The sequence below is a fragment of the Corynebacterium sputi DSM 45148 genome (assembly GCF_000427865.1).
GTDB classification, from domain to species: domain Bacteria; phylum Actinomycetota; class Actinomycetes; order Mycobacteriales; family Mycobacteriaceae; genus Corynebacterium; species Corynebacterium sputi.
In genome coordinates this window covers 129,288-154,394 of sequence record NZ_ATYV01000003.1, presented here as the reverse complement: position 1 = coordinate 154,394, position 25,107 = coordinate 129,288, and the positions used below count along the sequence as shown (strand labels likewise).

Annotated in this window: 28 protein-coding genes; 7 read left to right on the top strand and 21 right to left on the bottom strand. The window is 62.7% G+C overall.

Annotated features, from left to right (window positions below):
• The first annotated feature begins 2 nt into the window (after window positions 1-2).
• Complete coding sequence (locus YWU_RS0102890; RefSeq protein WP_027019284.1) at window positions 3-1,010, top strand: ABC transporter substrate-binding protein; 1,008 nt, start codon at window positions 3-5, stop codon at window positions 1,008-1,010.
• Window positions 1,011-1,026: 16 nt separating this feature from the next.
• Window positions 1,027-2,043 (top strand): CE1 family esterase, encoded by a 1,017-nt coding sequence (locus YWU_RS0102885; RefSeq protein ID WP_169718871.1) that lies wholly within the window; start codon window positions 1,027-1,029, stop codon window positions 2,041-2,043.
• Window positions 2,044-2,117: 74 nt separating this feature from the next.
• On the opposite strand, the gene YWU_RS14825 is transcribed toward YWU_RS0102885, so the two are convergent.
• From YWU_RS14825 to YWU_RS0102865, 4 genes are all read right to left on the bottom strand, one after another.
• The gene (locus YWU_RS14825; protein WP_084141619.1) at window positions 2,118-3,872 is read right to left on the bottom strand and encodes a bifunctional uroporphyrinogen-III C-methyltransferase/uroporphyrinogen-III synthase; all 1,755 of its coding nucleotides are present in this window, start codon (window positions 3,870-3,872) and stop codon (window positions 2,118-2,120) included.
• A 94-nt stretch (window positions 3,873-3,966) separates the two neighbouring features.
• Window positions 3,967-4,902 (bottom strand): hydroxymethylbilane synthase, encoded by a 936-nt coding sequence (gene hemC / locus YWU_RS0102875; protein WP_034646810.1) that lies wholly within the window; start codon window positions 4,900-4,902, stop codon window positions 3,967-3,969.
• Window positions 4,895-6,310: a glutamyl-tRNA reductase gene (locus tag YWU_RS14820; protein WP_084141649.1), complete on the bottom strand. Its 1,416-nt coding sequence runs from the start codon at window positions 6,308-6,310 to the stop codon at window positions 4,895-4,897. Before YWU_RS14820 ends, hemC begins: the two co-directional genes overlap by 8 nt.
• Before the next feature lie 229 nt (window positions 6,311-6,539).
• Window positions 6,540-6,803 carry a glutaredoxin family protein gene (locus YWU_RS0102865; RefSeq protein WP_027019281.1) on the bottom strand — a complete coding sequence of 88 codons (264 nt, stop codon included), beginning with the start codon at window positions 6,801-6,803 and terminating at the stop codon, window positions 6,540-6,542.
• A 105-nt stretch (window positions 6,804-6,908) separates the two neighbouring features.
• Here YWU_RS0102865 and YWU_RS14815 point away from each other — a divergent pair, with 105 nt between their 5' ends.
• Complete coding sequence (locus YWU_RS14815; RefSeq protein WP_051259948.1) at window positions 6,909-7,745, top strand: HAD family hydrolase; 837 nt, start codon at window positions 6,909-6,911, stop codon at window positions 7,743-7,745.
• Here YWU_RS14815 and YWU_RS0102855 read toward each other — a convergent pair.
• The 6 genes from YWU_RS0102855 to YWU_RS0102830 all read right to left on the bottom strand — a co-directional run bounded on the left by YWU_RS0102855 (window position 7,742) and on the right by YWU_RS0102830 (window position 12,298).
• Window positions 7,742-8,128: a thiol-disulfide oxidoreductase DCC family protein gene (locus YWU_RS0102855; RefSeq protein WP_027019280.1), complete on the bottom strand. Its 387-nt coding sequence runs from the start codon at window positions 8,126-8,128 to the stop codon at window positions 7,742-7,744. The genes YWU_RS14815 and YWU_RS0102855 overlap by 4 nt on opposite strands.
• A gap of 95 nt (window positions 8,129-8,223) precedes the next feature.
• Complete coding sequence (locus YWU_RS17830; RefSeq protein WP_003855542.1) at window positions 8,224-8,325, bottom strand: 30S ribosomal protein bS22; 102 nt, start codon at window positions 8,323-8,325, stop codon at window positions 8,224-8,226.
• Between the two features lie 178 nt (window positions 8,326-8,503).
• On the bottom strand, window positions 8,504-8,695 hold the full coding sequence (locus YWU_RS0102845; RefSeq protein ID WP_027019279.1) for a helix-turn-helix domain-containing protein: 192 nt from the start codon (window positions 8,693-8,695) through the stop codon (window positions 8,504-8,506).
• A 329-nt stretch (window positions 8,696-9,024) separates the two neighbouring features.
• On the bottom strand, window positions 9,025-9,834 hold the full coding sequence (gene proC / locus YWU_RS0102840) for a pyrroline-5-carboxylate reductase (protein WP_027019278.1): 810 nt from the start codon (window positions 9,832-9,834) through the stop codon (window positions 9,025-9,027).
• An 87-nt stretch (window positions 9,835-9,921) separates the two neighbouring features.
• A complete protein-coding gene (locus tag YWU_RS0102835; protein WP_027019277.1) occupies window positions 9,922-11,358 on the bottom strand; it encodes a hypothetical protein in 1,437 nt (478 codons plus the stop codon).
• Between the two features lies 1 nt (window position 11,359).
• Window positions 11,360-12,298 carry a Ppx/GppA family phosphatase gene (locus tag YWU_RS0102830; RefSeq protein ID WP_027019276.1) on the bottom strand — a complete coding sequence of 313 codons (939 nt, stop codon included), beginning with the start codon at window positions 12,296-12,298 and terminating at the stop codon, window positions 11,360-11,362.
• Window positions 12,299-12,331: 33 nt separating this feature from the next.
• Here YWU_RS0102830 and YWU_RS0102825 point away from each other — a divergent pair, with 33 nt between their 5' ends.
• The gene (locus YWU_RS0102825) at window positions 12,332-13,315 is read left to right on the top strand and encodes a DUF3109 family protein (protein ID WP_027019275.1); all 984 of its coding nucleotides are present in this window, start codon (window positions 12,332-12,334) and stop codon (window positions 13,313-13,315) included.
• A gap of 18 nt (window positions 13,316-13,333) precedes the next feature.
• Here the strand turns inward: YWU_RS0102825 and YWU_RS0102820 are convergent, their stop codons facing one another.
• The 6 genes from YWU_RS0102820 to YWU_RS0102795 all read right to left on the bottom strand — a co-directional run bounded on the left by YWU_RS0102820 (window position 13,334) and on the right by YWU_RS0102795 (window position 19,014).
• A complete protein-coding gene (locus YWU_RS0102820; protein WP_027019274.1) occupies window positions 13,334-14,041 on the bottom strand; it encodes a response regulator transcription factor in 708 nt (235 codons plus the stop codon).
• Complete coding sequence (locus YWU_RS14810; protein WP_051259947.1) at window positions 14,041-15,183, bottom strand: sensor histidine kinase; 1,143 nt, start codon at window positions 15,181-15,183, stop codon at window positions 14,041-14,043. The genes YWU_RS0102820 and YWU_RS14810 overlap by 1 nt, the downstream gene beginning before the upstream one ends.
• An 81-nt stretch (window positions 15,184-15,264) precedes the next feature.
• Window positions 15,265-16,011 (bottom strand): phosphoglyceromutase, encoded by a 747-nt coding sequence (locus tag YWU_RS0102810; RefSeq protein ID WP_027019273.1) that lies wholly within the window; start codon window positions 16,009-16,011, stop codon window positions 15,265-15,267.
• Between the two features lie 68 nt (window positions 16,012-16,079).
• Window positions 16,080-16,604 carry a type III secretion system chaperone family protein gene (locus YWU_RS14805; RefSeq protein WP_051259946.1) on the bottom strand — a complete coding sequence of 175 codons (525 nt, stop codon included), beginning with the start codon at window positions 16,602-16,604 and terminating at the stop codon, window positions 16,080-16,082.
• Window positions 16,601-17,848, bottom strand: a complete 1,248-nt coding sequence (gene mshA / locus YWU_RS0102800; RefSeq protein ID WP_027019272.1) for a D-inositol-3-phosphate glycosyltransferase — start codon at window positions 17,846-17,848, stop codon at window positions 16,601-16,603. The genes YWU_RS14805 and mshA overlap by 4 nt, the downstream gene beginning before the upstream one ends.
• A gap of 20 nt (window positions 17,849-17,868) precedes the next feature.
• On the bottom strand, window positions 17,869-19,014 hold the full coding sequence (locus YWU_RS0102795) for a UDP-N-acetylmuramate dehydrogenase (RefSeq protein ID WP_156892691.1): 1,146 nt from the start codon (window positions 19,012-19,014) through the stop codon (window positions 17,869-17,871).
• A 27-nt stretch (window positions 19,015-19,041) separates the two neighbouring features.
• Between YWU_RS0102795 and YWU_RS0102790 the strand changes: the two genes are divergently transcribed.
• Both YWU_RS0102790 and YWU_RS17385 read left to right on the top strand, forming a co-directional pair.
• Entirely contained in the window at window positions 19,042-19,539 is a 498-nt protein-coding gene (locus YWU_RS0102790) for a DUF2505 domain-containing protein (RefSeq protein WP_027019270.1), read from the top strand.
• A 126-nt stretch (window positions 19,540-19,665) separates the two neighbouring features.
• Entirely contained in the window at window positions 19,666-20,472 is an 807-nt protein-coding gene (locus YWU_RS17385; protein WP_156892688.1) for an LmeA family phospholipid-binding protein, read from the top strand.
• Window positions 20,473-20,496: 24 nt separating this feature from the next.
• Here YWU_RS17385 and YWU_RS14795 read toward each other — a convergent pair whose 3' ends face one another.
• On the bottom strand, window positions 20,497-21,204 hold the full coding sequence (locus YWU_RS14795; protein WP_051259945.1) for a beta/alpha barrel domain-containing protein: 708 nt from the start codon (window positions 21,202-21,204) through the stop codon (window positions 20,497-20,499).
• Between the two features lie 36 nt (window positions 21,205-21,240).
• Here YWU_RS14795 and purU point away from each other — a divergent pair, with 36 nt between their 5' ends.
• Complete coding sequence (gene purU, locus YWU_RS0102775) at window positions 21,241-22,146, top strand: formyltetrahydrofolate deformylase (protein WP_027019268.1); 906 nt, start codon at window positions 21,241-21,243, stop codon at window positions 22,144-22,146.
• An 83-nt stretch (window positions 22,147-22,229) separates the two neighbouring features.
• Here the strand turns inward: purU and YWU_RS0102770 are convergent, their stop codons facing one another.
• The 4 genes from YWU_RS0102770 to YWU_RS0102755 all read right to left on the bottom strand — a co-directional run bounded on the left by YWU_RS0102770 (window position 22,230) and on the right by YWU_RS0102755 (window position 25,089).
• Complete coding sequence (locus YWU_RS0102770) at window positions 22,230-22,559, bottom strand: DUF2516 family protein (RefSeq protein ID WP_051259959.1); 330 nt, start codon at window positions 22,557-22,559, stop codon at window positions 22,230-22,232.
• Window positions 22,560-22,565: 6 nt separating this feature from the next.
• Window positions 22,566-23,177 carry a hypothetical protein gene (locus YWU_RS0102765; RefSeq protein ID WP_027019266.1) on the bottom strand — a complete coding sequence of 204 codons (612 nt, stop codon included), beginning with the start codon at window positions 23,175-23,177 and terminating at the stop codon, window positions 22,566-22,568.
• Window positions 23,178-23,210: 33 nt separating this feature from the next.
• A complete protein-coding gene (locus YWU_RS0102760) occupies window positions 23,211-24,545 on the bottom strand; it encodes a DUF445 domain-containing protein (RefSeq protein WP_051259958.1) in 1,335 nt (444 codons plus the stop codon).
• Between the two features lie 175 nt (window positions 24,546-24,720).
• Window positions 24,721-25,089, bottom strand: a complete 369-nt coding sequence (locus YWU_RS0102755; protein ID WP_027019264.1) for a hypothetical protein — start codon at window positions 25,087-25,089, stop codon at window positions 24,721-24,723.
• Window positions 25,090-25,107: the final 18 nt, after the last annotated feature.

Below are 25,107 nucleotides of genomic sequence, written 5' to 3'. Positions count from 1 at the left end.
CAATGAAGAACTCACTGCTCTCCCCCACCAGGCTCGCTGCCCTCAGCGGAATTGCCGCGCTCACCTTCGGTCTAGCGGCGTGCTCTACCTCCGCTGCGACTCCGGTGGATACCTCCGAGGTCGACCTGTCGCAGGTGACCCTCCGGGTGGGTGATCAGGTGTCGGGGACCGAATCGATCCTGAAGTCCGCCGGTGAGTTGGAGGATATTCCCTACGAGATTGAGTGGTCCACCTTTACTTCCGGTCCACCTCAGATTGAGGCACTCAACGCCGATCAGATCGACTACGCCATCACCGGCAATACGCCGCCGATCCTTGGCCATGAGACCGCGACGGCAGTCATCCAGGCATTCGACAGCCCACAGGAGAACGTCAGCGACGCCATCCTCGTCGGCCCAGACTCCGACATCACCGAGGTGGCCGATCTGAAGGGTCGGAGCATCGGCGTTGCCCGCGGCTCCAGCGCCCACGGCCACCTCATCCTCCAGTTGGAGAAGGCAGGCATCTCGCTTGACGACGTCGAGGTCAACTACCTCCAACCAACCGACACCAAAAACGCCTTCGAATCCGGCCAGCTAGACGCCTGGGTTGTGTGGGATCCCTACACCGGACTTGCCGAACTCGATGGAGCCGAACCACTGGTCACCGGCGAAGGCGTCACCAATGGATATGGCTTCGCGGTCGCCAGCGACAAAGCACTGGAGGACCCGGAGCGTGCCGCCGCGATTGAGGATCTGTCGGAGCGCGTCGCCAAGGCCTACCGGTGGGCATACGACAACCCTGAGGAGTGGGCAGAGGTGTTCTCCTCAACCACCGGACTCGCACCGGAGGCCGCGAAACTCAATGCCCGCGGCAACCGTCTGGCCATCCCGTTGAACCAGGACGTCTTCGACTCGCAGAATGAGCTCATCCGAGCTTTCGTTGCCGCTGCTGTCCTGCCGTCAGAGTTCAACTTCGAGGACCAGACCTCCGACCAGTTCAACACCACCCTGGAGCCTTACTTCGACTAACGGCACACTGGAGAGCATGCGTATGCACCGTCTCCAGTCACTGCCCGGAACCGCCGTCGCCATCATCGTCGGCGGTTCACTTGTGTTGACGGCCTGTTCCGCCGACACCGACGGTGACTCGGACGGCGGTGTTCCGACCGCTCAACAGGAGGAGCAGGAATCCATGTCCCCGGGAAGCTACACCTCACACTCCACAACCTTCGACGGCATCGATAGGAGTTGGAACGTTTTCGTTCCCCAGGTCGGCTATGGCGAAGCCGACCATGAGCCGATGCCGGTAGTTCTTGTCATTCACGGCACCGGCGACACCGGCAATGGGATCCGCGGCGGTATTGGGATGGATCTGGAAGAGGTCGCCGAGCGTGAAGGCTTCGTCATCGCTTATGTCGACGGTTACCGCAACAACTGGAACGAATGCCGCATCGAAGGTGACTGGCCAGCCAAGGAGGAGAACGTCGATGATGTTGGCCTGATGCGTGAGATCGTCGCCGGCATCCACAGCGACCTGGGACCTGAGACCGTCGACCCCGAGACCACCTACGCCATCGGTTTCTCCAGCGGCGGCAATATGGCCCAGCGACTCGCGCTGGAGGCACCTGATCTGGTCAGCAGATTCGCCTCAGTCAATGCGAATGTCCCAGTCGAGGACAACAACGCCTGCACCGACTCTGGCGAGCCAGTTCCTGCGATGTTCATCCAAGGCCGCGAAGACCCCATCGTCCCCTTCGATGGCGGCGAGGTCATCGCTGGCAGTGGCTTGTTCGCAGAGACCCGCGGTCACGTGATGTCTGCCTATGACGGTGCCGAATGGTTCGCCGAACGCAATGGCGCAGAGGCAGAAGAACCCGCTTCGGTGCGCGACGGTGACGCCGAGATCACCACTTGGGACGGCGACGCCCCCGTCACCCTTATCGCCGTCGACCACAGCGGTCACTCATTCCCGACGTCTACCGGAAGCTGGGGCAACGACAACGGCGCTAGGTACGACGCCCCCGGCGCCATCCTGGGCTTCTTCTCCAGCCTCCGCCACTAACCGCAGCCTTCAACCTCAAAAAGAAAAACAACCCCTCGGCAACAATGCCGAGGGGTTGTTGGGACTCTGCTGGATTACTCCGAATCGTCAGAGTCAGCGGCTGCGTCCGCAAACGACGCCGGTGCTGCAGGCGCAGCAGGGCCGGCGGCTGCGGCGGTCGTAGTCATCGAGGAGCTACGACGGCGGCGCTTCTTGCGTGGCGGCGGCAACTGACCGGCTGCACGCAGCGAGGCGACATGATCACCAAGTGCATCGACGAGGTCAGTGATGCCTGCGCGTTCAGGCTGCACGTCAACACGAAGTCCGTACTCCCGCGCGGTCGCAGCAGCCATCGGCCCAATGCACGCGATGATCGTGCGCGTGTGCGGCTTGCCGGCTATGCCCACCAGGTTCTTCACGGTGGAAGAGGAGGTGAAGCAGACGGCGTCAAAGCCACCGGACTTGATCATCTCGCGGACCTCAGCGCTCGGCGGTGCGGCGCGAACGGTGCGGTACGCGGTGACGTCGTCGACCTCCCAGCCGAGGTCCTCCAGGCCTTCAACCAGCAGGTCCGCACCGATGTCGGCACGCGGCAGCAGCACCTTGTTGACCGGATCCAGGTCGTCGATGAATTCCGGGAATACCTCGACGATGCCGGCGGCGTTCTGGCGGTGCTCGTCGGGAAGCAGTTCTGGTTCGATGCCGTGGGCACGGACCGCCTCGGCGGTCTTCAGACCCACGGCGGCGATGCGCACGCCAGCGAAGGAGCGGGCATCGAGGCCGAACTCAGTGAACTTTTCCCACACCGAAGTCACAGCGTTGACCGAGGTGAAGATAACCCACTGGTAGCGGCCGTCCACCAGGCCCTTGATGGCACGTTCCATCTGCGCGGGGCTGCGCGGCGGCTCGATGGAGATAGTGGGCACCTCCACCGGGATCGCACCGTGCGATGCGAGGCGTGCGCTCATCGGACCAGCCTGGCCCTTGGCGCGCGGAACGAGCACGTTCCAGCCATACAGGGCGCGGTTCTCCCACCAGGAGTACTTCGAGCGCTTATCGACGCCCTTACCCAGCGTCACCACCAACGGACCCGAGAGGTCACCATCGAGCTGGGACAGCGTGCCCAGCGTGACGTCGTAGGTGCGCTGCAGTCGGGTGGTGCCATTTACCGTCACCGACACCGGCAGGCTGTCCGCTAAACCGCGGGAAGACAGTTCCTTAACGATTGCGTCCAGGTCGTCCTCAACGGCCTGCAGCACCAGCGGCTGCGGGGCCGACGCGAGCTGATCCCAGTCCACGTCGACCCGGCCCAGGTCGGTCTCCGTGTAGGTCGAACCCAAGGCGATGCCCGCGAAAGCCGGGACCGTCGAGGGAACCGACATACCCGGAACGATCTGGAATTCGACGGTGGTTCGGGCGACGGCGTTGATCTCTGCGAGGACGCGGTCGTCGTTAAGCGGGTTTCCGGCAACGAGGCGGACCACGTCATGGCCCTTACGGGCCTCAGCGGCCAGCTCCCGGCTCATTTCGGTCGGGTCGGCTTCCGGAGCGCGCAGATCTGCGGCCGTCGGAGCAGCCGGGCGCGGCGGCTTACGGCGAGCACCGGAGTTCTTTGCCTCCTCGCAGATGCGCTGGTACTCCTCCTCCGACTCACGAAGCTTCTCCTCCGGCACGGGGAGGTCGGCGGCGACCAGGTCGCGGACGCCCTCCAGTACCCCGGCGTCGATGTACGCGACGGTGGTGGAGGCGAGGACCTCGCGGGCGCGCAACGTCAGCAGGTCCGGGTTACCTGGACCGGCGCCGACGAACAGGATGCGGCCGACGGAGGGCGAGGTGCGGGAGTTGCTCATTATCTGGTGGTGGCCTTCTTCTCGCTGAGTGTCTGGGACGTGGGTGAGTTGCTGGCTGAAACTCTGGGGTTAGCGAAAGTCTGAGTGAGTCGTGTCAGCGGAAGTCATCCGCCATCAGGTCCAGTGCGTCCGCGTCGACCAGCCTGTGGGCGACGAGGCGACCGAGATCCCGCGGCTTATCCGCCGGACCCTGTGCACTGCGGACGATGTTGGCGGAGCCGTCGATGGCGAAGACTCCGGCAGTCAGTGTCATCTCACCGTCATCGTCAATCTCCGAATACGCAGCTACAGGCGCGGTGCAGCCGGCCTGCAGGACCTCGAGGATCATGCGCTCGGCGATCGCGCGATAGCGCGACTGCGCATCGTCGATGCGGCGCAGCATCAGTGCAATCTCGTTGTCGTCCGAACGGTGCTCCACCGCCAGCGCACCCTGAGCGGGAGCCGGCAGCAGTTCCTCTACGGAGAGAGTCTGCATCTCGTGGGTGAGCTTGTCGGTGCGATCGAGACCGGCCCGAGCAAGAATCACCGCGTCCAGGTCGTTCCCGACGCGGGCCATGCGGGTATCGATGTTGCCTCGTAGCGGGCGGATTTCCAGGTCCGGGCGCTCAGCGCGGAGCTGGGAGACACGGCGGGGTGCAGAGGTACCGACCTTTGCGCCCTCCGGGAGCTCCGACAGCGTCGCTCCGCCTCGGGCGATGAGAACCTCACGCGGGTCGACGCGCTTCGGCACAGCGCCGATGGTCAGGTCCGGCTCCGGTGCGGTGGGCAGGTCCTTGTAGGAGTGCACGGCGATGTCACACTCGTCGGCACGCAGTGCGTGACGCAAAGCCTGGGTGAACACTCCGACGCCGATTTTCTCCACCGGATCATGACGGTTGGCGTCACCTTCGGTACGAATGATGACCAGTTCGGCCGGGTATCCGAATCGGATCAGCGCGTCCCGAATGTGTCCGGCCTGGGTGCGGGCAAGTACTGACCCTCGTGTTCCGATCCGGATGATGCCGTCTCGGTCTCCACGCTGATCAGTCATTATGTCCTCCTAGAACGGTTCGCACTATTGCGTCATGGCTACCAAGTCCGTCAGCAACCATGATGTCGGCCGGGATTCCGGTATCAGTACCGATGCCCTCTGGAAGGTCCAGCGGCAGGTCAAACAGTTCCTTCAGGGCCTCGGCGTAGGAGGCTCCTCCGGGCTGACCCGACAGGCGTTTCACCTGAACGGTCGGCACATGCAGAAGTTTGTCCACGACTCGCTTGACGGTCCGGGACACCTCGTCCCGCTCCCGGTCAGTCAGACCAGGGGTCTTGGTCTCCAGTCGCTCCATCTCTGCGCGGACGACATCACCGGCACGCTCACGCAGTGCCTTGATCGTCGGTGCGACATCGATGGCTCGCTGAGCGGCCAGGTAGGAGCCGAGCTCCTCATGAACGATCGCGCGGGCTGCAGCCTCTTCGTCCATGCCGACGGCGTGGCGGGAGGATTCCTGCAGGTGCTCAATGTTGAACAGGCTGGCACCGGGGACCAGCTCGACGCCTTCGGCGATATCGCGCGGCATCGACAGATCCACCAACGCCAGCGGGCGGCCATCACGGCGAGCCATGGATGCCTGGACGGTGTCCAGGTCCACGACCGGGGAGACCGAACCGGTGGCAGACACGAGAATGTCCACGTCATCGATCATGTCGGCGAAGTCCTCCAGCGCGATGGCGCTGGCTGGAACCCCTGCCTCCAGTGAGTGGTTGACCAGGTTCTCAGCCCGGTCGAGGGTCCGGTTCGCAACGGTGAGATGAGAAATACCCAGCCGGCCCATGTGGGTCGCAGCCAGTGAACTCATCGCACCGGCGCCAAGGATCAGCGCCTTGCGGCCATTCAGCACGTACGGGTCGTCAGCCTGGAAAGAGCCAACGAGGTAGGCAACAGCGGAATCCACCGCAACGGACACCATCGACGCACCAGCGTCATCGATGCCGGTCTCGGTGTGAACGCGCTTGCCGGTTTGCAGGGCCTTGCTCGCCAGCTCGTGGATCGTCCGGCCTGCGGTACCAACTTCGGTGGCCTCCGCATAGGCCGTACGGATCTGTCCGAGGATCTGCTGCTCGCCAATCACCATGGAGTCCAGGCCAGAGGCCACCGACAACATGTGCTCGGCAGAGCCTTCGGCGTAGCGAACGTAGAGGTGCGGGCTGAGCTCGTCGACCTCGATGCCCGTGCGGTCGGAGATCTCTCGCATCACCACGGAGAGGCCTGCGTGGAAACCACGACAGGCGACGTAGTACTCGACCCTGTTACAGGTAGACACCACAAGCGCCTCGGTCACCGCATCGTCGGCAACGAGGCGTGCAAGGGTCTCCGGTCGTTCGGTCTCCCCGACGGTCACCTTTTCAAGCAATGGCACCGGGGCTGATCGATGCGACATTCCGACAAGCAGTATGCTCACGGCGAAATCACCGCTATTCGTCTCCTCCTGCACCCGAACCGCACTTATCCGGGGATTCTCCTGGCTGCCGTCCGGACTACCCGGTGCGGATGGGTGTTCCGCTGTGATCTACGATCAAATCCAGGAGTTGTGCGCCCTTAGCAGCCGGGCCAGTCCCGTCCACGGTAGACGGGACCCGGGTGAATCCACAAACGGGCCACCCGCAGTTGATTTTCAGGTTGACCTTAGTTTACTGAAACACTGCGCCGGCGTCGATGAGCGCTGCACGAAGCTGTTCTTCATCTATTTCCCAGCACGCAACTTCCTCGTCATCCACGAGAATCACTGGTACTCGGTCGCCGAATTCCACTGCGTCACCCCCGTCACCGGCGTCGACGTCGACGGCGTCAACCTGTGCGTCGCAGCCCGCGACGATCGCGCGCACCTCCGCGAGGACCCGTTCGCATGATCCGCAGGTCGCTCTGGTCATCACGGTCACCGTCACATTCGCCATGGGGGCACTGTAACTGCACAAGGATGTGCTTCCCGACGTCCACCTCCACTTCCCCATCCCCCACACAAATCGCGAATCGCACCCCGGGTGCATAGGATCACTCGCGTGCAGACTTCCGACGGGATCCCCAGCGACAACGGTTCAGCCGCATTCTTCGACATCGACAACACGCTGATCAAGGGTGCGTCGATTGTCATTCTCGGAATCGGCTTGGCCCGTCGCGGATTCTTTCGCCCCTCGGCGGTCGCGATGATGGCGTGGAAGCAATTGAAGTTCCGCATCAGCGGCACCGAGAACGCCGCCGACGTTGCACAGGGACGCCGGATGGCTCTCTCTTTCATCCGCGGACAGAAGATGTCCGATCTGGAGGCGCTGGCCGAGGAGATCTACGACGACTCAATCGGTGACCGTATATATGAGGCCACCCACGAGATGGCCCAACTTCACCTGGAGGCCGGTCAAGAGGTGTGGTTAGTCTCTGCCACCCCGATCCAGCTGGCTCAGGTGATCGCTCGTCGCAATGGCTTTACCGGCGCTCTGGGCACTGTTGCAGAGGTCGGACCCGATGGATTGCTCACTGGCGAACTGGTCGGTGAGATCCTCCACGGACCGGGCAAGCGCACGGCTGTGGAGAAACTGGCAGAAGAGCGAGGCCTGGATCTGGCGAGGTGCACCGCCTACTCCGACTCGGTGAATGACATCCCGATGCTCACTCTCACCGGCACCTCCGTCGCCATCAACCCGGACCGGAAACTTCGGGACGAGGCGCAATCACGAGGCTGGGCAATCCGCGACTACCGGATGATGCGCAGGGCGCTGCGGCGCAGCCGCAGCGCCGCCCAGGCCGGGCGCTCCCCCATTGCCCTGGGCCTTGTTGGAGCCGCCCTGGGAACCGCACTGTCTGTCGCTGTGGCACGCACGCTGTTCTCCCATCAGGACTAGTCCTGATCGACCGAGCACTCCCCAGGATGTTCCTCACACCACGGCGTGCGCCCAGGCAGGCGATGTCGATTGTCCGCGATCACGCGATAGACGCGTTCTTGGAGCCACCTCATCCCTGGCAGCCGATAGATACGGAGGAAGATCCGTCTGCCCAGTGTCGCGTCTAAAACGCCGTTGATGGCGGCGGCGCCGGAGAAGACCTGGCCGTCGTAAAGCAACCACACAGCGTCCTGCACCTGCTCGAGGCTGAGCCCGAATTCCTCGATGACCCCGGGGCGCTGATACGGGTACAGGCTAACTCGCTGGTGCCGATCCAGCCGCTGGGTCAGATACACCGCGCGGGCACAGAAGCCACAGCGACCGTCGAAGATGAGATCAACCATGCCGCCACCGTACGTGCCCTGACAATGGAAAACGCGCCTTCCACCATTGCTGGTGAAAGGCGCGCCTCAAGAAATCCAGGTCGAACCTGAGCGACCTACTTGCCGAGCTTCCGTCGCTGAACGCGGGTGCGGCGAAGCATCTTGCGGTGCTTCTTCTTGGACATACGCTTGCGGCGCTTCTTGATGACAGAACCCATGGGTTCGACCTCATTTCCTTCGTAGTTGAATCGTGGGCCGGCGTTCGACTGCGGACTCCAAAAGGCCCGTCGGCTGCTAGGCCGGGCGCGCGCCAGGGGCCCGGCACACGCGGATTTCTCCAATCATAGCGGTGCCACCGGGTAGCCGGTCAAACAGGCTCTCCGATTGGACCGCTAATTAACCAGCGCGGTAGGAGGAGGAGTCGAGGTACTCGTTCACAGCTGACTCATGAACACGGAAGGAACGGCCAACGCGGACCGCCGGCAGCTCCTCGGAGTGCACCAGGCGGTAGACCGTCATCTTCGAAACGCGCATGATCTCTGCGACCTCGGCGACCGTAAGAAAAATTCCGTTTTCGTTGTTCGACATATCTAATCCCTTCAGGCACACACGCGCTGCAGGCTTCCCCTCCTGCAGAGTGTGTGACACGCGCGTGCTCTGCCACACATCATATCGTTACCCCTGAGGGAATTGCGATATTGAGGTGAAAGAAGTAACTGGTGTGACTGGTGTGAATAGCAACGTACCTGGTGACGGTGTTACCTCCCGTGAATATTGGGGGCACCCATCCGGCCCCTCAACGTTCACTCGGGAGACATCTACACCTGCCAGATGACAGAACCCGGGCACGAATGCCAGGGTTGTTCTCTCACCCACCTACCGAGTGCTCACGGCGGCAGGCCGCTGCGGATGGTCTCTTACTTGCCCAGTTCCACAGAGCGATCGTGCGTTGCCTGCAGGCCACGGTAGACAGCGGTACGGATGCCAGCCTCTTCCAGAGCGCGGGTACCGGCTGCGGTGGTGCCGCCCGGGGAGGACACGTTGACGCGCAGCTGCGTGGGGTCTGCACCTTCCTGCATCAGCATCTCGGCTGCGCCGGCCATCGTGGCGGAGGCGAGGCGCTGAGCCTGATCGCGCGGCAGGCCCAGGAACACACCTGCGTCAGACATCGCCTCGATGTACTGGAAGAAGTATGCCGGGCCGGAGCCGGACATAGCGGTCACAGCGTCGAGCTGCGACTCCTTCACGCGCTCGACGATGCCAACCTTCTCCAGCAGGGACGCCACGAGATCCATGTCGTCCTCAGACGCGAAACGGCCCGGGGCAATGGCGCTGACGCCACGGCCAACGAGCATCGGGGTGTTCGGCATGACGCGGATGACCGGAGTGCCGCCCGGCACGTGCTCATCGATGGCGTCGATGGTGATTCCGGCAGCCATGGACACCACCACCGGCTCACCCTCGTGTGCTTCCAGCGACGGGGTGATCTCGTCCAGGACAGTCGCGACGACATCCGGCTTCACACAGATCACAACAACGTCTGCACCCTGCGCTGCGTCGGCCGGGTTGTCGCCGGGAGTGATGCCCAGTTCTTCCGCCAGCTTCTCGACCTGGGGCCGGTAGGTGTCCGCCACGGAAATGTCCGCTGCAGGGTTGCCACTTTCGATGAGGCCCGAAATCAGGGCCGTTCCAATCTTTCCTCCACCAATTACAGCTATTTTTGTCATGATCGCCAGTGTGCCAAAAGCGCCCCTCCTTTGAAAGGAGGGGCTCCAGACTGGGGCTATCGCGGCCATCTGAGGGCCGCTGCATTGCTACACCAATTGGATGAGGAACGGCCCGAATGTCAGGGCCAGTCCCACTACTCCGGCAAGGATCGGAGTCAATCGGTCGGTTTCTCGTCGCAGTTTGCTCGCGACCAGCACAAACACACCGGTAACAACGAGGCCAATCAGGACCATTGCGACCGTCGGCAGACCCGACCACAGCATCGCGAACAACATAAAGAGGAAGACACCGGCGATCACGCCGACGAAGACCTGCAGAATCAGCAACGGAACGCTGAGAGTGTTGTCCTCCTCGGTGTCGGCGTACGCAGCCTGGTCCCGATCACGGGCTGCACGCTCATAGCGGTGCTCCGGCTCGGACTCGTCCAGAAGCGCGTCATCGGGAGCCTCGACGTACTCCTCAACAATCTCCTCGACCTCAACGTATTCCGGCTCATTGTCGTAGGCGGGAGCCACGTCGTCGTCGATAGCCTCGACGGTCTCGACAACCTCGATCTCCTCGTCAACAGGAGCCTCAGCGGTCTCGTCGACAAGCGGGATGACGGAGGTCTGCTCGCGATCAAACTCGGCCGGGGCGGTCGGCTCCGGATCCGGTGTCTCTTCAACCTCCACCTCGGGTGCGGCGACAGTCGCCGGGTCGAATCCGAAGACCGGAACCGGGGCGATCTCATCTACTGCGGAGAAGCCGTCGAGCATCTCACGGGCCGTCGGGCCCGGATCTGCAACCTCGCTTGTGACGGTCTCAGAGTCGAGGAATGCGGTGAAGGTGTAAGTCACCTCATCATCGGAATAGCTGCCAGAGGACACCACCGGGTTTACCGGCACTGCCTGGGGGACACCTGCGGCGAAGCCTTCAGGCTGCTTCGGCAGCGCTGCACGGGCGGCGCCAGCTTGTTCTTCCTCTGCTTCACGGGCCTCTGCCTCGGCGCGGGCGGCTGCGTCAGCCTCTTCGGCTGCGCGAGCCTCAGCTTCGGCCTTAGCGGCCGCTTCTGCCTCTGCTTCGCGTGCTGCCTGCGCTTCAGCTTCTGCCTGTGCCAGTGCTGCGGCCTCGGCCTCTTCAGCTGCTCGTGCCTCAGCCTCGGCCTTCGCCACGGCCGCTGCTTCGGCTTCCTGAGCGGCAAGTGCCTCTGCCTCAGCCTGAGCAACTGCCTCGGCTTCTGCGGCGGCACGCTTCTGAGCTTCGGCTTCCGCTAGCGCCTCGGCCTGGGCTACCGCTGCAGCGTCATCAGATACTGCCTCGGTGGCCGGCGTCTCCTGCTCGTCGACCTCACTGTCGTCAGCGGCGTGAGCGCCACGACGTGGACCGTCTGCTTCGATACGGGAAAAGCCGTCGGTCAGGTCAGCGACCGAAATACCGCCTTCATCGAGGCTGCGCCGCCGGCGTCGACGTGTCTTATCCGCCGCGGGAACTTCCCGGCCCGCACGGGCCATTAGCTCCGCGACGGTGAGCTTTTCCTCACTCATCTCATGCCTTCCCGTAGAGGTCGCCGTCAAGGCGCCGGAGAATGATTCCTTCTCGCAACGCCCAGGGACAAATCTCAACCTGTTCGAGTCCCAATGCTCGCATACTAGCCTCTGCGACCAAGGCACCTGCGACGATTTGGTGCGAGCGGTCCGAACTGACACCTTCCAATTCCGCACGATCAGCTGCGGTCATGCGCGAAATGAAGGCGATAAGCTGTCGCAGACCAGGTGCCGTCAGAGTACGGCGAACGCGCGGGCCAGCCGAGCTCGGAGCCGCACCGGTCAGGCGAGCCAGCGTCCGGAACGTCTTCGAGGTAGCAACCGCAACATCGGGCTCGCCGAGCTTGCGTAGCTCCCTCGCCGGATCCACCAGTTCCGCATCGATGTAATCGCGAAGCATGGAGATCTTCTTGCGCGACGGCGGATCTGCATCGAACCACTCATGGGTCAAACGACCAGCACCAAGCAGCACTGAGTACGCCAGGTCCGGGTCTTCATCGGTCCCGGAGGTCAGCTCCAGAGAGCCACCGCCGATGTCCAGGTTCGCGATTCGGCCGGCGGACCAGCCATACCAGCGGCGCACCGCAAGGAACGTCAGACGTGCCTCATCCTCACCGGAGAGAATCTCCAGGCGGACACCGGTTTCCTTCTCGACATGGTCGAGGACGGCGTCACTGTTTCCGGCATCACGAACGGCAGAAGTGGCGAAGGAGATCATCTCCTCGCACTTCATCTTCTGGCTCAGGAACGAAGCCTCTCCGACATAGTCGGTGAGCTTGTCGATGCCCTTCTGACTGAGGTCGCCCTGATCATCCAGGTACTCCACCAGTTTCATCGTCGACTTTGAATCGCTCATCGGGATTGGAGCGCCACCCTTTCGGGCGTCGACCATCACGAGGTGAACGGTATTACTGCCGACATCCAATACACCTAAACGCACGGGTCCACACTAGACGGTCTACGGTGACTCTGTGTGAATCAGCCCCACCGCACTTCAGCCTCTCCTTGGCGTGGGAAACAGCCCTCCCCCGCCGAGGTTGCCGAGGATTACCCACGCGAATGGTTCGAATTCGTCGATCCCGATGATTCCGAACACCTCATCTCTGTTGACCTGACCTGGCTCCTTTCGGATTACCGGTGTGCGTTTGGCACCGACGCCTGCAAAGGAATCGATCCGGAACGCGTCGATGCCGGCTGCTGTATCCACGGAGCTTTCCTCACGGATGAGGAGGACCGGGACAGAGTTGTAGACGTCGTAAAGCAGATGGAAGAGGCGCCACGGGTGCCGCAAAAGAACCAGAAGCTTCCCGACGGCTCCTCTGATCCCGGCGGCTGGTGGCAAAACCGACCGGCCGATACCGGTAAGTGGTACGAGGCGATTGACGCCGACACGCTCGATGAACCGTTGGAGCCATGGCTGGAATGGGACGAGCTAGAAAACGACGACGGCGAGATGGAGCCCGCGCTGCGCACGAAGGTCGTTGATGGGGCTTGCATCTTCGCCAACCGCGCTGGTTGGCCGGGTGGGCGTGGCTGCGCCATTCACCAGTTCGCTGAGGGCAATGGCCTCAACCATGTCGATGTGAAACCGGACGTGTGCTGGCAGGTGCCGCTGCGTCGGCTCGAAGAGTGGGAAGAGAGGCCCGACGGCCAGGAGATCCTGCACACCCGCATCACCGAATACGATCGGCGCGCCTGGGGCGGTGGAGAAGAATTCGAATGGTGGTGCTCTGGAGCACCTGGCACTCACGCCGGTGGCGAGTCACTGTGGAAGACCTCAAAAAACGAACTGCGGGCGCTAATTGGCGACGCTGCTTATGCGGTCGTTGCTCAGCACTGCCGCGAGCGAGAGGCCGCTGGCGCCCGGCAGGCATTCGGCCCGTCCGGATATCCGCTGCTGTCGATTCACCCGGCGACACGGGCAGCACGCGAAGGGCTCGAGCCGGACGAGGTCTAGCGAGCCCTTCGCGGTGCGTTAGGACTCGTATTTGTAGCCGAGCCCGCGCACGGTAAGTAGGTGAACTGGGCGCTTCGGGTCGTCCTCTATCTTCGAGCGCAGGCGCTTGATGTGCACGTCGAGGGTCTTGGTGTCCCCAACGTAGTCCGAGCCCCACACCCGATCAATTAACTGACCCCGGGTGAGCACACGGCCTGCATTGCGGAGCAGGTACTCCAGCAGATCAAACTCCTTCAGCGGCATCTGAATGGATGTGCCACTGACGGTGACGATGTGTCGCTCCACGTCCATAACCACGCGGCCACCGTCCAGCACATCCTCCGCGTCTGCCAGTTCCACGTCGATGTCCTGCTCAGCGGCACCCCGGCGCAATACCGCCCGGATCCTGGCGATCAGTTCACGGGAGCTGTAGGGCTTGGTCACGTAGTCGTCGGCGCCAATTTCCAGCCCAACGACCTTGTCGATCTCGCTGTCGCGGGCGGTCACCATGATCACCGGCACTGCGGACTTCTGGCGGATTGACTTGCACACCTCGGTGCCACTCATTCCCGGCAGCATCAAATCCAGTAGGACGATGTCCGGGGCTTCGTTGTCGAATGCCACGAGAGCAGAAGGGCCATCCTCAGCGATCTCGACGGTGAAGCCTTCTTTCTCCAAGAGGAAAGCGAGCGGCTCAGCCAGAGCGACTTCATCCTCCACCACAAGAATCCTGGTTCGCGATGACATTAGTTACGTTCTCCTTCAATGGAATCGGGCACAGGCAGTTCGATGGTGAACGTGGATCCAGTACCCGGCCGGCTCCAGACGTTCAGTGCGCCACCGTGATTGGCGACAATGTGTTTGACGATAGCGAGGCCAAGGCCTGTTCCACCGGTAGTGCGAGAGCGAGCCTTGTCGACACGGAAGAACCGTTCAAAGATCCGTTCCTGGTCCGCCGGGGAAATGCCGATCCCCCGGTCGGTAACGCGCAGGGCGACTGTGTCGCCGTCCACCTGTTCACAACTGATGGACACCGGAGTCTGCTCCGGAGAGTAGTTCACCGCATTGGAGACCAGATTCGTCAGGGCAGTGACAAGCAAGGGCTTGTCTCCGCAGATAACTAGGTCCTCGGGGCAATCGACATTCACTTCGATGCCCGTGGACATCACCTGCTGACGGGTGCGGTTGATCGCCTCCTGGATGATGACCTGCACCGGAATCGGTTCCATGTCCGGCGGGGCTTCTGCACCTTGGAGCTTGGACAGTGCAATGAGCTCGGTGATCATCGTCGACAACCGCTGCGTCTCACGTGTGATGCTCGCGCCGAATCGCTCCACGTCCTCCGGGTTGTCCCGGGACTGCACCATGGCTTCGACCAGCAGACTGAGTGCGCCAACTGGGGTCTTCAGTTCATGGGAAACGTTGGCCACGAAGTCACGACGGGCGTGCTCCATGCGCACCAGTTCCGACTCGTCCACGGCATAGACCGCGACGAACCGGGAGTCGTGAACACTCAGAGGAGTGACGTGGCAGTGCACGTGTGTGTCCGGGCCACCTGCCCTACGGGAGGGCAGCTTGAGGTTGACCTCTTGAATCTCCCGGTGTTCAAAGACTCGCTCGGCCGCCGCCCACACCTTCGGCGCAATCGTCCGCTCGTGCACGAGACCCAGTTGGTGTGCCTGCGGGTTCGAGAGAATCACGTCGCTGGAAATGTCGACGATGATCACACCGGTAGGTGCCCTTTGCACTGCCAGGTGCATGACCTGGCTGATTGTGGTGACCTTGGAGTTCTTCCGGTCACGCTGCTTTGCCTGTCGCCGCATGAGCACCGCCGACAAGGCGATTCCGAGGGCGACACCGAGTAGGGCCGCCACTAGCGCGTTAATCACAACACCACATTAATGCCAATACCCGGTATCCGCCGAGTGAACGGGGATACCGGGTATTGGATTCAGGATGAGCAGAAGTTACTACTTGCCGCCCTGGTTCGCGACAGCCGCGGCGCCTGCCTCTGCAGCAGCCGGGTCGAGGTAGCGACCGCCCGGGTTGACCACGGTGCCCTTGGAGTCGAACTCGTAGACCAGCGGGATGCCGGTGGGGATGTTCAGACCGGCGATGTCCTCATCAGAGATGCCGTCGAGGTGCTTGACCAGCGCACGCAGGGAGTTGCCGTGGGCGGCGACCATCACGGTCTGACCGCTCTGCAGACGCGGGAGGATCTCATCCTCGTAGTACGGGATGAATCGCTTCACGACGTCCAGGAGGCATTCGGTCTGCGGCACACTCGGCAGATCCGCGTAGCGCGGGTCATTCGCCTGCGAGTACTCCGAGTCCTCCTCCAGCGGCGGCGGCGGGGTGTCGTAGGAGCGGCGCCATGCCATGAACTGGTCTTCACCGTACTTCTCCTTGGTCTCGGCCTTGTTCAGGCCCTGCAGAGCGCCGTAGTGGCGCTCGTTGAGACGCCAGTCGCGGATCACGGGGATCCAGCCGAGATCAGCGACGTCCAGGGAGATGTTCGCGGTGGTGATCGCGCGACGCAGCAGCGAGGTGTAGAGAATCTCCGGCTTCAGGTCAGCCTCCACCAGGAGTTCACCTGCCCGGTGTGCTTCAGCGCGGCCCTGCTCGGTGAGGTGGACGTCAACCCAGCCGGTGAACTGGTTAGATGCGTTCCACTCGCTCTGGCCGTGTCGGACAAGAATGAGGTTTCCGTTGGTCATGCGTTCAATTCTGCCTCAAAACGCCCGTGCCCGGTGACATCCGGGCCAGACTCCCCCGGATCGGTGGACTATTTTTCTGCGTCGGCGGAGCCGGTGTCCTTCTTCTCCGCGAGATGCCGGAACTGCTGCAAATTCGCCACAGATTCACCCCGGTCGGTGCGCCATGCCCATTCCTTACGGATCGAGGTGGAGAAGCCCAATTCCAAGATCGAGTTGAAGTCTCCGTCAGCGGATTCGAGTAGCTGTCCCAGCAATCGGTCCAGGTCTGCGTCATCGAGCTTCGCCGGCAACTGGCCGACCAAATAAATATCTCCGCGCAGGTCGACGGTGTAGGCAATGCCAAACATGCGGCGATTGCGCTGCAGCAACCACTCGTGGACACCGGGGACGTTCTCCTCGGGCGAACGGGCGACAAACGCTTCGACCCGCAAGGAGTCGGCGCTCGGCACTAGCAACACGGTCGTCTTCAGCTTCTTAGTTCCGGGCAACTCGACAACGACGGCATCCTTGAACACCTGGTGCTCGACCTCGAGGCCCTCCAGCTGGGCGCTGAGCGACTCCAACCGGGACTGTGCATGATCTGCTTCGGTCATTTCTCACCCTCCATGTCCATCATGGCCCGATCGTAAACCCCAAGGAGCTTCCCGACGGTCGCTTCCCATGAGAAATCCCTCGCATGCACCGGCGCAGCCTCACCCATGGCAATTCGCCGTGGGTCGTCTTCGAGCAGTGCCTCCAGGGCGGTGGCCCAGTCCTCGGCACCGTGGCCGTCGACAAGCAATCCTGTCTCGTTGTTCTTCACTGCAACCGGCAGTCCGCCGACGTTCGCGGCGACCACCGGAGTGCCGGAGGCCTGTGCCTCCATGGCAACCAGCCCGAAGGACTCGTTGTAACTGGGCACCGCCACCACATCTGCTGCTTGGTAGAGGCACACCAGGTCCTCTGGCGGGCGCGGACGCAGGAACCGAACGTAATCCATGACCCCGAGTTCCCGGGCCAAATCATGGAACTCGTCCGGCCGCTGGGTGCCGCTTCCGGAGGGTCCACCGCAAATGAGCACTCGGATGCCGCTGGTGGGGTTCCTGCGGAGGATTTCCGCGGTCGCGCGCAGCAGGACCTGGGGTCCCTTGAGTTTCTGCAGCCGACCGACGAAGAGCACAACCTGGGAGTACATCGGGATGCCCTGCTCGCGGCGGCACCGCTCAGTCGCGCGGTCGGAGCCTGGGCTATAGAGTTCCACGTCCACGCCCGGCGCGACGACGTCGATTCGTGCCGGGTCGGCGTCGTGATGCCAGATGAGGTTGTCGCGCTCCTCCGGAGTGTTCACCACCATGCGGTCGGCGTGGTCGGCGATCTGCTGCTCACAGATGCGTCGAGACTCCGGCTCCTCTGAATCGCCATCGGCGAGGAACCGGTTCTTCACTGCGGCAAGGGTGTGCGCGGTGTGTACCAAGGGCTTGTGCCACAGGTCCCGCAGCAGCCAGCCGACCTGGCCGGAGAGCCAGTAATGCGAATGAATGAGGTCGTAGGAGGCGCCAGTGTCCTCACAGAAGCGCAGGATGCCACCGACAAAGGCAACCAGCTGGGTCGGCAGCTCGCCCTTGGACAGCCCTTCAAAGGGGCCGGCGACGATATTGACCACTCGCAGGTTCCGTTCGACTTCGATGACCTGATTGTGACTGGCAGAGGTAGCCCGGGTGAACACGTCGACCGCGACTCCCTGTCGGGCCAATTCGATGGCCGTGCGCAGAACATAGACATTCATCCCGCCGGCATCACCGGTTCCCGGCTGCTCCAGCGGAGAGGTGTGCATCGATAGGAATGCGACGGACTCCACCGCCCCGGTGCCGCCGGTAGTCACAGTTCCACTCCGACCCACACCGGTTCGGGGACCAAGTCCACGCCAAAGGCCTCTCGCACGCCGTCGCGCACGTCCCGGGCCAGCGCCACCAGATCTGCGGTGCCCGCGCTTCCGCGGTTGGTCAGAGCGAGAGTGTGCTTGGTGGACAGGCGCGCCGGGGCGTCGTCATCGGGATATCCCTTGGGGAATCCGGCTCGCTCAATGAGCCAGGCGGCAGAGAGCTTCACCATGTCGTCTGCACCTGGGTAAGCGGGCATAGTTGCCACTTCGTCGGCGCCGCAGCGCTGCTCCACGGCAGCACGGACGGACTCCAGGTCGGCGGAGTCGATGACTGGGTTGGTGAAGAATGATCCGGCCGACCAGGTGTCATGATCCTCAGGATCAAGCACCATGCCCTTGCCGCGGCGCAGCTGCAGCACTGCATCACGGACGTCGGCAACGGGTCGGCGTGCCTCACCGGAGCGCCCCTCTTCTTCGCTGACTCCGAGAGTCCGGGCGAGCTCACCAAAGCGCAACGGTGCCGACATGCCATCGACAGTCAGTCGGAATCGCACCGCCAGCACCACTGCCCGGGAGGTGAACTTCAGGTTGGAGTACCGGTAACCCAGGTCGAGCGATTCCGGGGAGACCCATTCGTCGGTGCCGGTGGCCCGGTCGTACAGACGCACCTCCTCGAGCGTCTGGGAGACCTCTGCGCCATAAGCACCGACATTCTGTACCGGAGTCGCGCCGACGGACCCCGGGATGCCAGAGAGACACTCCAGTCCGCCGAAACCTGCGTCGACGCTCATCTGCACCACGTCGTCCCACTCGGCTCCGGCTTCGGCCTCAACAATCGCGGCGAAAGACTCGATTCCCTGTCCCTGCGTCGACAGCGACACCTCGTCGGCGTCAATGACGACCGCGACGAGGTCTCCGGGCTCATCAGAGACGACAAGGTTGGACCCGCCGCCCACTACCAAGAGCGGCACGTCGGCCTCGTCGAGAATGCGGATCGTTTGAACCACCGCGTCCGGGGACTCGCAGCGTACGACGGCTGCGGGGGTACCCCCCAAGCGCAACGTTGTTAACGCGGAGAACGGCACGTCGTCGAAACACTTAGTTCCGGAAACCGTTCTAATTTCGTCAAGCGCTGATGTCATCACGATTCCCACGTTAGTATCGCCCGCATGGCAACCAACACTGAGATCGTCAGCAATCTGTCCTTCGAGCCGGCAAAGGCTCACGCAGCACTCACCTCCAATGAGTTCTGGACCCTCGTCGTCACCGAAGGTGCCGGCAAGGGCGAGGTCCTCTCCTTCGAGGCAGAAGGCGACAACACCGTCATCAAGGTGCAGCAGTCCTTGGACACCGACGCACTCCCGGATGCGGTCAAGAGCTTCGTCAAGGATGGCCTGACCGTCGTCCGCACCATCACCTGGGGCCCGCTGACCGGTGACTCCGCTACCGGTACCATCGCCGCAGAGGTCAACGGCTTCCCGGTCGCCTTCAACGGCACCCAGACCCTCGCCGCTGAAGGCGACGCTTCGACCCTGACCACCAGCGCAGACATCACCGTTAACGTCCCGATGATGGGCGCAATGCTGGAACCGAAGGTCGCCGACGCAGTCAAGGGCATCTTCGACCGCGAGGCCGACGCACTCAACGAATACCTGGCCAAGCAGTAGTACCTGCTGACCCGTAACTTCTCCGGTCGCTAGCCCTTACCGGGCCGGCGGGCGGTTTTTTCCCACCTACCGTTTTTTGATCACTTGCTCCCCACCGGACGCATCCTCGCCCCTATGCTGGGGCCGGTGAAGACAAAACCTGTAACTATAGTCATCGGAGTCATCGTCGCGTTGATCCTCGCCCTAGTGGTGGGTGAGATCGCCGTCCGCATGTCGGCATCGAAGATGGTGACGGACGAGTTCCAGGCAATGTCTGAGGCTGACGGGGTCAACACCGAAGAAACCCTCGACGTTTCCTTCGGTGCCTCGCCGTTGCTCCTCGCACTGGTGACGAACAACGTCGGCACCGTTAACGTGGAGGCTCCCAACACCCTGGAGATCACCGACCCGGCTGCCGATAACGGTCAGACCGAGGTCCGTGGCACCCCGTCAGCGCAGATCCACGCCAGCAATGTGGATGTCTCCGATCGCAATAACCCGATCGCTGAGAGCGTCACGGTCACCTCACAGCTGCCCTCAGATCTGATTCTCGCCGAGGCGAACCTGGCATCGCGTACCGGCGCCGGAAACGACTCGATCCTGGAGCAGCTGGCTTCCAGCGCTACCCGGATGACATCCATTCAGCCGGACCCGGAGCGCGGCGTCCTGATGGTGGAGTTCTCCGGAGGAGTCGTCACCGCTGAGATCACTCCGGTCGTGCGCAATGGCACCGTCGAGGTTGATGTCCAGGGCGGCAGCATCGCAGGATTCGCTGCGGACGAGGCCGTGCGCACCATGGCTCAGCTCGCAATCACCGGACCGATCGGCGATCTGGACGTGGAAGGCCTGGAGATCAGTGACGTTCGCGTCACCGAGAACGGCATCGACGTGGATCTGGAAGGCACCAACCTCTCCGCCGAAGCCCTCACCGGGATTCAGTTCATGACCCGATAAGGACAACGACGCGAACCGACCGCCCTAGCGGTGGTTCACCTGCACTACATGAGCCCCGGCCCCGAGCAGATCCTGCACGGTGGCCGGGTTTTCTGCTTCGCGAACTACCGCGATAACTCCGGTTCCGGCACGCACCGCGCCGGCGACCAACTCCACCTCTCGCGCACCGCCATCGCCCAGCACATGGAAGCCGGAGGCAGTCGCCACAGCCTCCACTCCTGCGGTCGAAGTGGCCTGGATGATGGATGAGAGGGTGGGGGCGTCGATAAGCCCTGACGCATGTAGCCCTGTCTCCACCACGGCGGTCAACTGGACCGGCGCGGATACGGCCTCCCGAAGGGCGGCGACCTCCATGAGGACCCCAGACGCATCGCCGGTGGCAATGAGAGAGGGGTCAACGACCACCGCGATGTCCTGCGCCCCAGAATCCGCTGCGAGCCGCGCCTCAGCGGCCTTCACCAACACATGGGAACGCCCGGCTGGGAAACCTGCAACGGTGCCAATCCGCGGTGCGCGACCATCCGGGGAGACCTCCCGCATCTGCTCCAGCAACGCCACCACCGACGCCACCGCAGCTGGGTGCACCCGCACTCCAGCAACACCCTCAACGGCCAATTCCAGTGCCCGCTCTGCGACCTGCGCGGTCGGCATTTCCGGGTCCAGCAGGGCCACATCGAGGCGATTGCGGGGCAGTGAACTAATGGCGTCGGGCAAGCCGGTGTCGGGGTTCATGTCGACAACACTAACGGCGGGGCTAAACTCCTGGGAATGAGCAATTCCCCGTTGGCACAGCCGGCGCTCGCCACGCAAGAGCGCCAGTACATCCTGACCCTCGGTTGCCCGGACTCCACCGGCATCGTCGCGAAGATCTCCGGCTTCCTTTCCGACATCGGCGCTTGGATCACCGAGGCGCACTACTTCTCCGACCCCGAGTCCGGTTGGTTCTATACCCGCCAGGCCGTGCGTGCCGATGAGCTCGACATGACCCTGGAAGAGGTCACCGCGGCGTTCAGTCAGGTTGTGGAGCAGTTCGGCGAGCAAGCCCGGTGGCGTGTCACCGACAGCGGCGCCCCGAACAAGGCCGTCATCCTCGTGTCTAAGGAGGGCCACTGCCTGCAGGACCTGCTCGGCCGGGTCGACCAGAACGACTACCCGATGGAAGTCGCTGCCGTCATCGGTAACCACCGCGACCTGGAGCCGCTGGCTCGCGCGCACGGTATCCCGTTCCACCACGTGCCCTTCCCGAAGGACGCGATTGGCAAGCGCCGCGCGTTCGACGAGGTCGCAGAGCTGGTCAACGTGCACAACCCGGACGCGATCGTCCTGGCGCGCTTCATGCAGATCCTTCCGCCGGACCTGTGCGAGATGTGGACCGGCCGGGCCATCAACATCCACCACAGCTTCCTGCCGTCGTTCATGGGTGCCCGTCCGTACCACCAGGCGTACCAGCGCGGTGTGAAGCTAATCGGTGCCACCTGTCATTACGCCACGCAGGATCTTGATGACGGACCGATCATCGAGCAGGACGTCATCCGCGTTTCCCATAAGGACCTCCCGCGCGACATGCAGCGTGAAGGCCGTGACGCCGAGAAGCAGGTTCTCGCCCGCGGACTACGCTGGCATCTGGAGGACCGCGTCCAGGTCCACGGCAACCGCACCGTGGTCTTCGAGTAGCACCCCCCGCACAGCGAACGCCCCGTCCACCGAATCACGGTGGGCGGGGCGTCCTTAATTCTCAGGCGCAGTCGACCTCGGAACTAACCCTGGGCGTTGGCCAGCAAGTCTTTGATCTGCGGACGAACGTCCATCCAGTACATACCGGTAATCACCATTCCGGCGATGATCGGAATGCCCAGGAATGCCCAGCCAATCCACGGCATCAGCAAGAACGCTGCGGAGCCGAACATCATCGCAGTCCAGATACCGCGGGATTTACGGTCGGCGGCGTCAAAAGCATCAGCTCGGGTAGTCAGGACCATCACGGCCCCGATCAGCGCGAAAATGCCGACGAGCATCGGCACACCCAGCTGGAAGATCACCTGAATCCACATCGCGATCTGGTTCAGGACCGAGCCTGAGGTGCTCATCATCATTTACTTACCGCTTTCACTATCAGGCCGATCATCGTCATCTAGTTCTTCTTCCTCAACAACGATATCGTCCACGGGCAGGTCGTCCGGGTAGGGTTCCCGATTCCGCAGTCCGTCGAAGAAATTCTCCGCTGCGCCGCTAGCCTCACGCAGGACGTCGTTGACAAGGCCGCCGGACATTCCGCCGAATGCGGCGGATCCAAAACGGCCGGTACCAAAGCGAGCAGGGTCGAACTTCTTCAGCAGTTCGCTGATCTCATCGCGCGGCTCATCGGCTACCGGGTCGGCGTCGGCACCCTCACGGGCCTGTCGGTCCTCGCGCACTGCCCGAGCACCACGGTCCCTGGCCTCACGCCACGGGTGCTCGCCGTCCTCGAGTTTCTGCGCCAGATCGATGCCGAGGCCGATCAAAACGTGCAGGGCTGACACTGCGGGATCATTCGAACGTGCTTTACGACGTCCCCTTCCGGACCTTTCACCCCGCGGCAACTCGCCGCGGGTACGGTCCGCATCGCCACTAGCGCCACGGTCGTCGCGGCCACCGTTGGTGGCACGATTCAGCCAGTACGAGTGGTAGTCAGAGAAATCGTCCGATTCGGAATGTGAGTCTGTCATTGTTGCGCTCCTCGCGTTCCTGTCGAAAAAAGTCTACCCGCCGAACAATACGTTCGAGACGGTGTAAATGGTCAGGCCGGCCAGTGAACCGACCACCGTTCCGTTCACACGGATGAACTGAAGGTCCTTACCGACCATCAGCTCGATCCTCTCGGAGGCCTCGTCAGCATCCCATCGTTCGATGGTCTCCGAAATGATGGAGGTCACCTCGCCGGAGTAGTTTTCTGCGAAGAATCGCACACCACCCTCGATGCGGTGTTCCACCGTCTGCCGAAGTTCCTGATCCTCGCGCAGTCGACGTCCGTATTCAAGTACGGAGGTGACGATTCTGCGTCGGATCAGGGACTCCGGATCACGAGCCTGCTCGATGATTCCTGCAGAGGTCGCCTCCCAGATCTTTCTGGGCGCTTCCACAATCGGGCGGGATCCAAGGATGTCCTGCTTGATCTCTTCGACCTTTTCCATGGTCGTCGGGTCGGTCTGCAGGTCCGATGCCAGTTTGTCCAGACCTGCACGCAGGGCAATGCGCGCCTCGTGATCAGGGTCGGACTTTACTTCCCAGGCCCAGTCGACCAGCTCGCGGTGAACGCGCTCGCCGACGATGTCCTTGACGAAGCGCGGCGCCCAGTTTGGGGACCTGTCTCCCACCATTCGATCGATCAGGTCCTCGCTGGTGACTACCTTTCGGTAGAGCCACTCGGCCAGCTCCTGAACGATCGGTTCGGTTTTGCCGTCTGCGATCAGCTGCTGGAGCAATCGTCCAGCCGGTGGGCCCCATTCCGGTGCGGCAAGTCGGTCGATGATGCTCGCACGGATGAGAGTCTCGGCATCTTCCGTGTCGATCGCCTCCACAGCATTGCCGAGGAATTTCCCGACTTCTGCAGAGACTCGCTCGGCATTGCCGGGCTCGGCCGTCCACTCGCCAATCCGCTCGGGGATCCCTGCCTGGCGGACCTTATCCACGATCAGTGCCGGGTTGAGGAAGTTGGTGCCAACGAACTCGGACAGCGCCTCACCCACCTGATCCTTCTTGCGGCGGATGATCGCAGTGTGCGGGATAGGAATACCCATTGGGTGCCGGAACAGCGCCGTCACGGCGAACCAGTCCGCCAAAGCGCCGACCATGCCGGCCTCACTGGCAGCGCGGACATAGCCAATCCACGCCGCAGGCTGCTCCCCTACGGAGGTCGCCTCCGTCTCGAGCCAACGGCAACCGAAGTAGATGACGGTCGCGATGACCAGGAGGCTGGTGGCGAACGCCTTATGTCGCCTGAGTTCACGGCGCTTCTGGGCTTCAGTTTCCGGGGACGGGCCGGGAACCGGCAGCTGATCCGCTTCCCTGGTGACCACAACAGCTTCTTCAGACATAACCGCCATTATCCACGCCGGACGCGGAGAGCCTGAATTCCAGCCGGAGATGTACTCTTCCAGCTCCTCCCCCAAGCAAGAAGACGACCCCTGGTTCCATGATGGAACCAGGGGTCGTTCTGCGAAGTAGGGCGGTCACACCTTTTAGTGGGGCCAGCCCGTACGCCAGGTCGAACTAGTGGCGTACGCCGTACTTGCGCTTGTACTCGCGGTAGTTCTTGCGGCCAAGGCGGATGCAGGCGTAACCGACGGCGATGAAGACCGCTGCGATCAGCAGACCAGCCCACATCAGCGCCGAAGCGTTGGTGTTTGCACCGTCTGCAGCGGCGCTGAGGGCTGTGCGGGACTGATCGCCACTGCGCACAACTGCCAGACCGAAAATGAAGGTGCCGAGGCCGACGACCGACGACAGGAAAAAGCCCATGCCGATCCAGGTGAGGCTGCGGTTCAGCGAGGAGTACTCCGCATTGAGGCTCTGCGGAACATACCCGTCGACGAAGTGCTCCTCACCCGGGTACCAACGCTCTTCGAGCTTGGGGTTCATTAACTTAGTCCTTCCTTC

What these genes read in the sequence shown, in the direction of transcription:
- YWU_RS0102890 (WP_027019284.1), top strand. Translation starts at nt 3, where the DNA reads ATGAAGAACTCACTGCTCTCCCCCACCAGGCTCGCTGCCCTCAGCGGA.
- YWU_RS0102885 (WP_169718871.1), top strand. Translation starts at nt 1,027, where the DNA reads ATGCGTATGCACCGTCTCCAGTCACTGCCCGGAACCGCCGTCGCCATC.
- YWU_RS14825 (WP_084141619.1), bottom strand. Translation starts at nt 3,872, where the DNA reads ATGAGCAACTCCCGCACCTCGCCCTCCGTCGGCCGCATCCTGTTCGTC.
- hemC (WP_034646810.1), bottom strand. Translation starts at nt 4,902, where the DNA reads ATGACTGATCAGCGTGGAGACCGAGACGGCATCATCCGGATCGGAACA.
- YWU_RS0102865 (WP_027019281.1), bottom strand. Translation starts at nt 6,803, where the DNA reads ATGGCGAATGTGACGGTGACCGTGATGACCAGAGCGACCTGCGGATCA.
- YWU_RS0102855 (WP_027019280.1), bottom strand. Translation starts at nt 8,128, where the DNA reads ATGGTTGATCTCATCTTCGACGGTCGCTGTGGCTTCTGTGCCCGCGCG.
- YWU_RS17830 (WP_003855542.1), bottom strand. Translation starts at nt 8,325, where the DNA reads ATGGGTTCTGTCATCAAGAAGCGCCGCAAGCGTATGTCCAAGAAGAAG.
- YWU_RS0102845 (WP_027019279.1), bottom strand. Translation starts at nt 8,695, where the DNA reads ATGTCGAACAACGAAAACGGAATTTTTCTTACGGTCGCCGAGGTCGCA.
- proC (WP_027019278.1), bottom strand. Translation starts at nt 9,834, where the DNA reads ATGACAAAAATAGCTGTAATTGGTGGAGGAAAGATTGGAACGGCCCTG.
- YWU_RS0102835 (WP_027019277.1), bottom strand. Translation starts at nt 11,358, where the DNA reads ATGAGTGAGGAAAAGCTCACCGTCGCGGAGCTAATGGCCCGTGCGGGC.
- YWU_RS0102820 (WP_027019274.1), bottom strand. Translation starts at nt 14,041, where the DNA reads ATGTCATCGCGAACCAGGATTCTTGTGGTGGAGGATGAAGTCGCTCTG.
- YWU_RS0102810 (WP_027019273.1), bottom strand. Translation starts at nt 16,011, where the DNA reads ATGACCAACGGAAACCTCATTCTTGTCCGACACGGCCAGAGCGAGTGG.
- YWU_RS14805 (WP_051259946.1), bottom strand. Translation starts at nt 16,604, where the DNA reads ATGACCGAAGCAGATCATGCACAGTCCCGGTTGGAGTCGCTCAGCGCC.
- YWU_RS0102795 (WP_156892691.1), bottom strand. Translation starts at nt 19,014, where the DNA reads ATGACATCAGCGCTTGACGAAATTAGAACGGTTTCCGGAACTAAGTGT.
- YWU_RS0102790 (WP_027019270.1), top strand. Translation starts at nt 19,042, where the DNA reads ATGGCAACCAACACTGAGATCGTCAGCAATCTGTCCTTCGAGCCGGCA.
- YWU_RS14795 (WP_051259945.1), bottom strand. Translation starts at nt 21,204, where the DNA reads ATGAACCCCGACACCGGCTTGCCCGACGCCATTAGTTCACTGCCCCGC.
- purU (WP_027019268.1), top strand. Translation starts at nt 21,241, where the DNA reads ATGAGCAATTCCCCGTTGGCACAGCCGGCGCTCGCCACGCAAGAGCGC.
- YWU_RS0102770 (WP_051259959.1), bottom strand. Translation starts at nt 22,559, where the DNA reads ATGAGCACCTCAGGCTCGGTCCTGAACCAGATCGCGATGTGGATTCAG.
- YWU_RS0102765 (WP_027019266.1), bottom strand. Translation starts at nt 23,177, where the DNA reads ATGACAGACTCACATTCCGAATCGGACGATTTCTCTGACTACCACTCG.
- YWU_RS0102760 (WP_051259958.1), bottom strand. Translation starts at nt 24,545, where the DNA reads ATGTCTGAAGAAGCTGTTGTGGTCACCAGGGAAGCGGATCAGCTGCCG.
- YWU_RS0102755 (WP_027019264.1), bottom strand. Translation starts at nt 25,089, where the DNA reads ATGAACCCCAAGCTCGAAGAGCGTTGGTACCCGGGTGAGGAGCACTTC.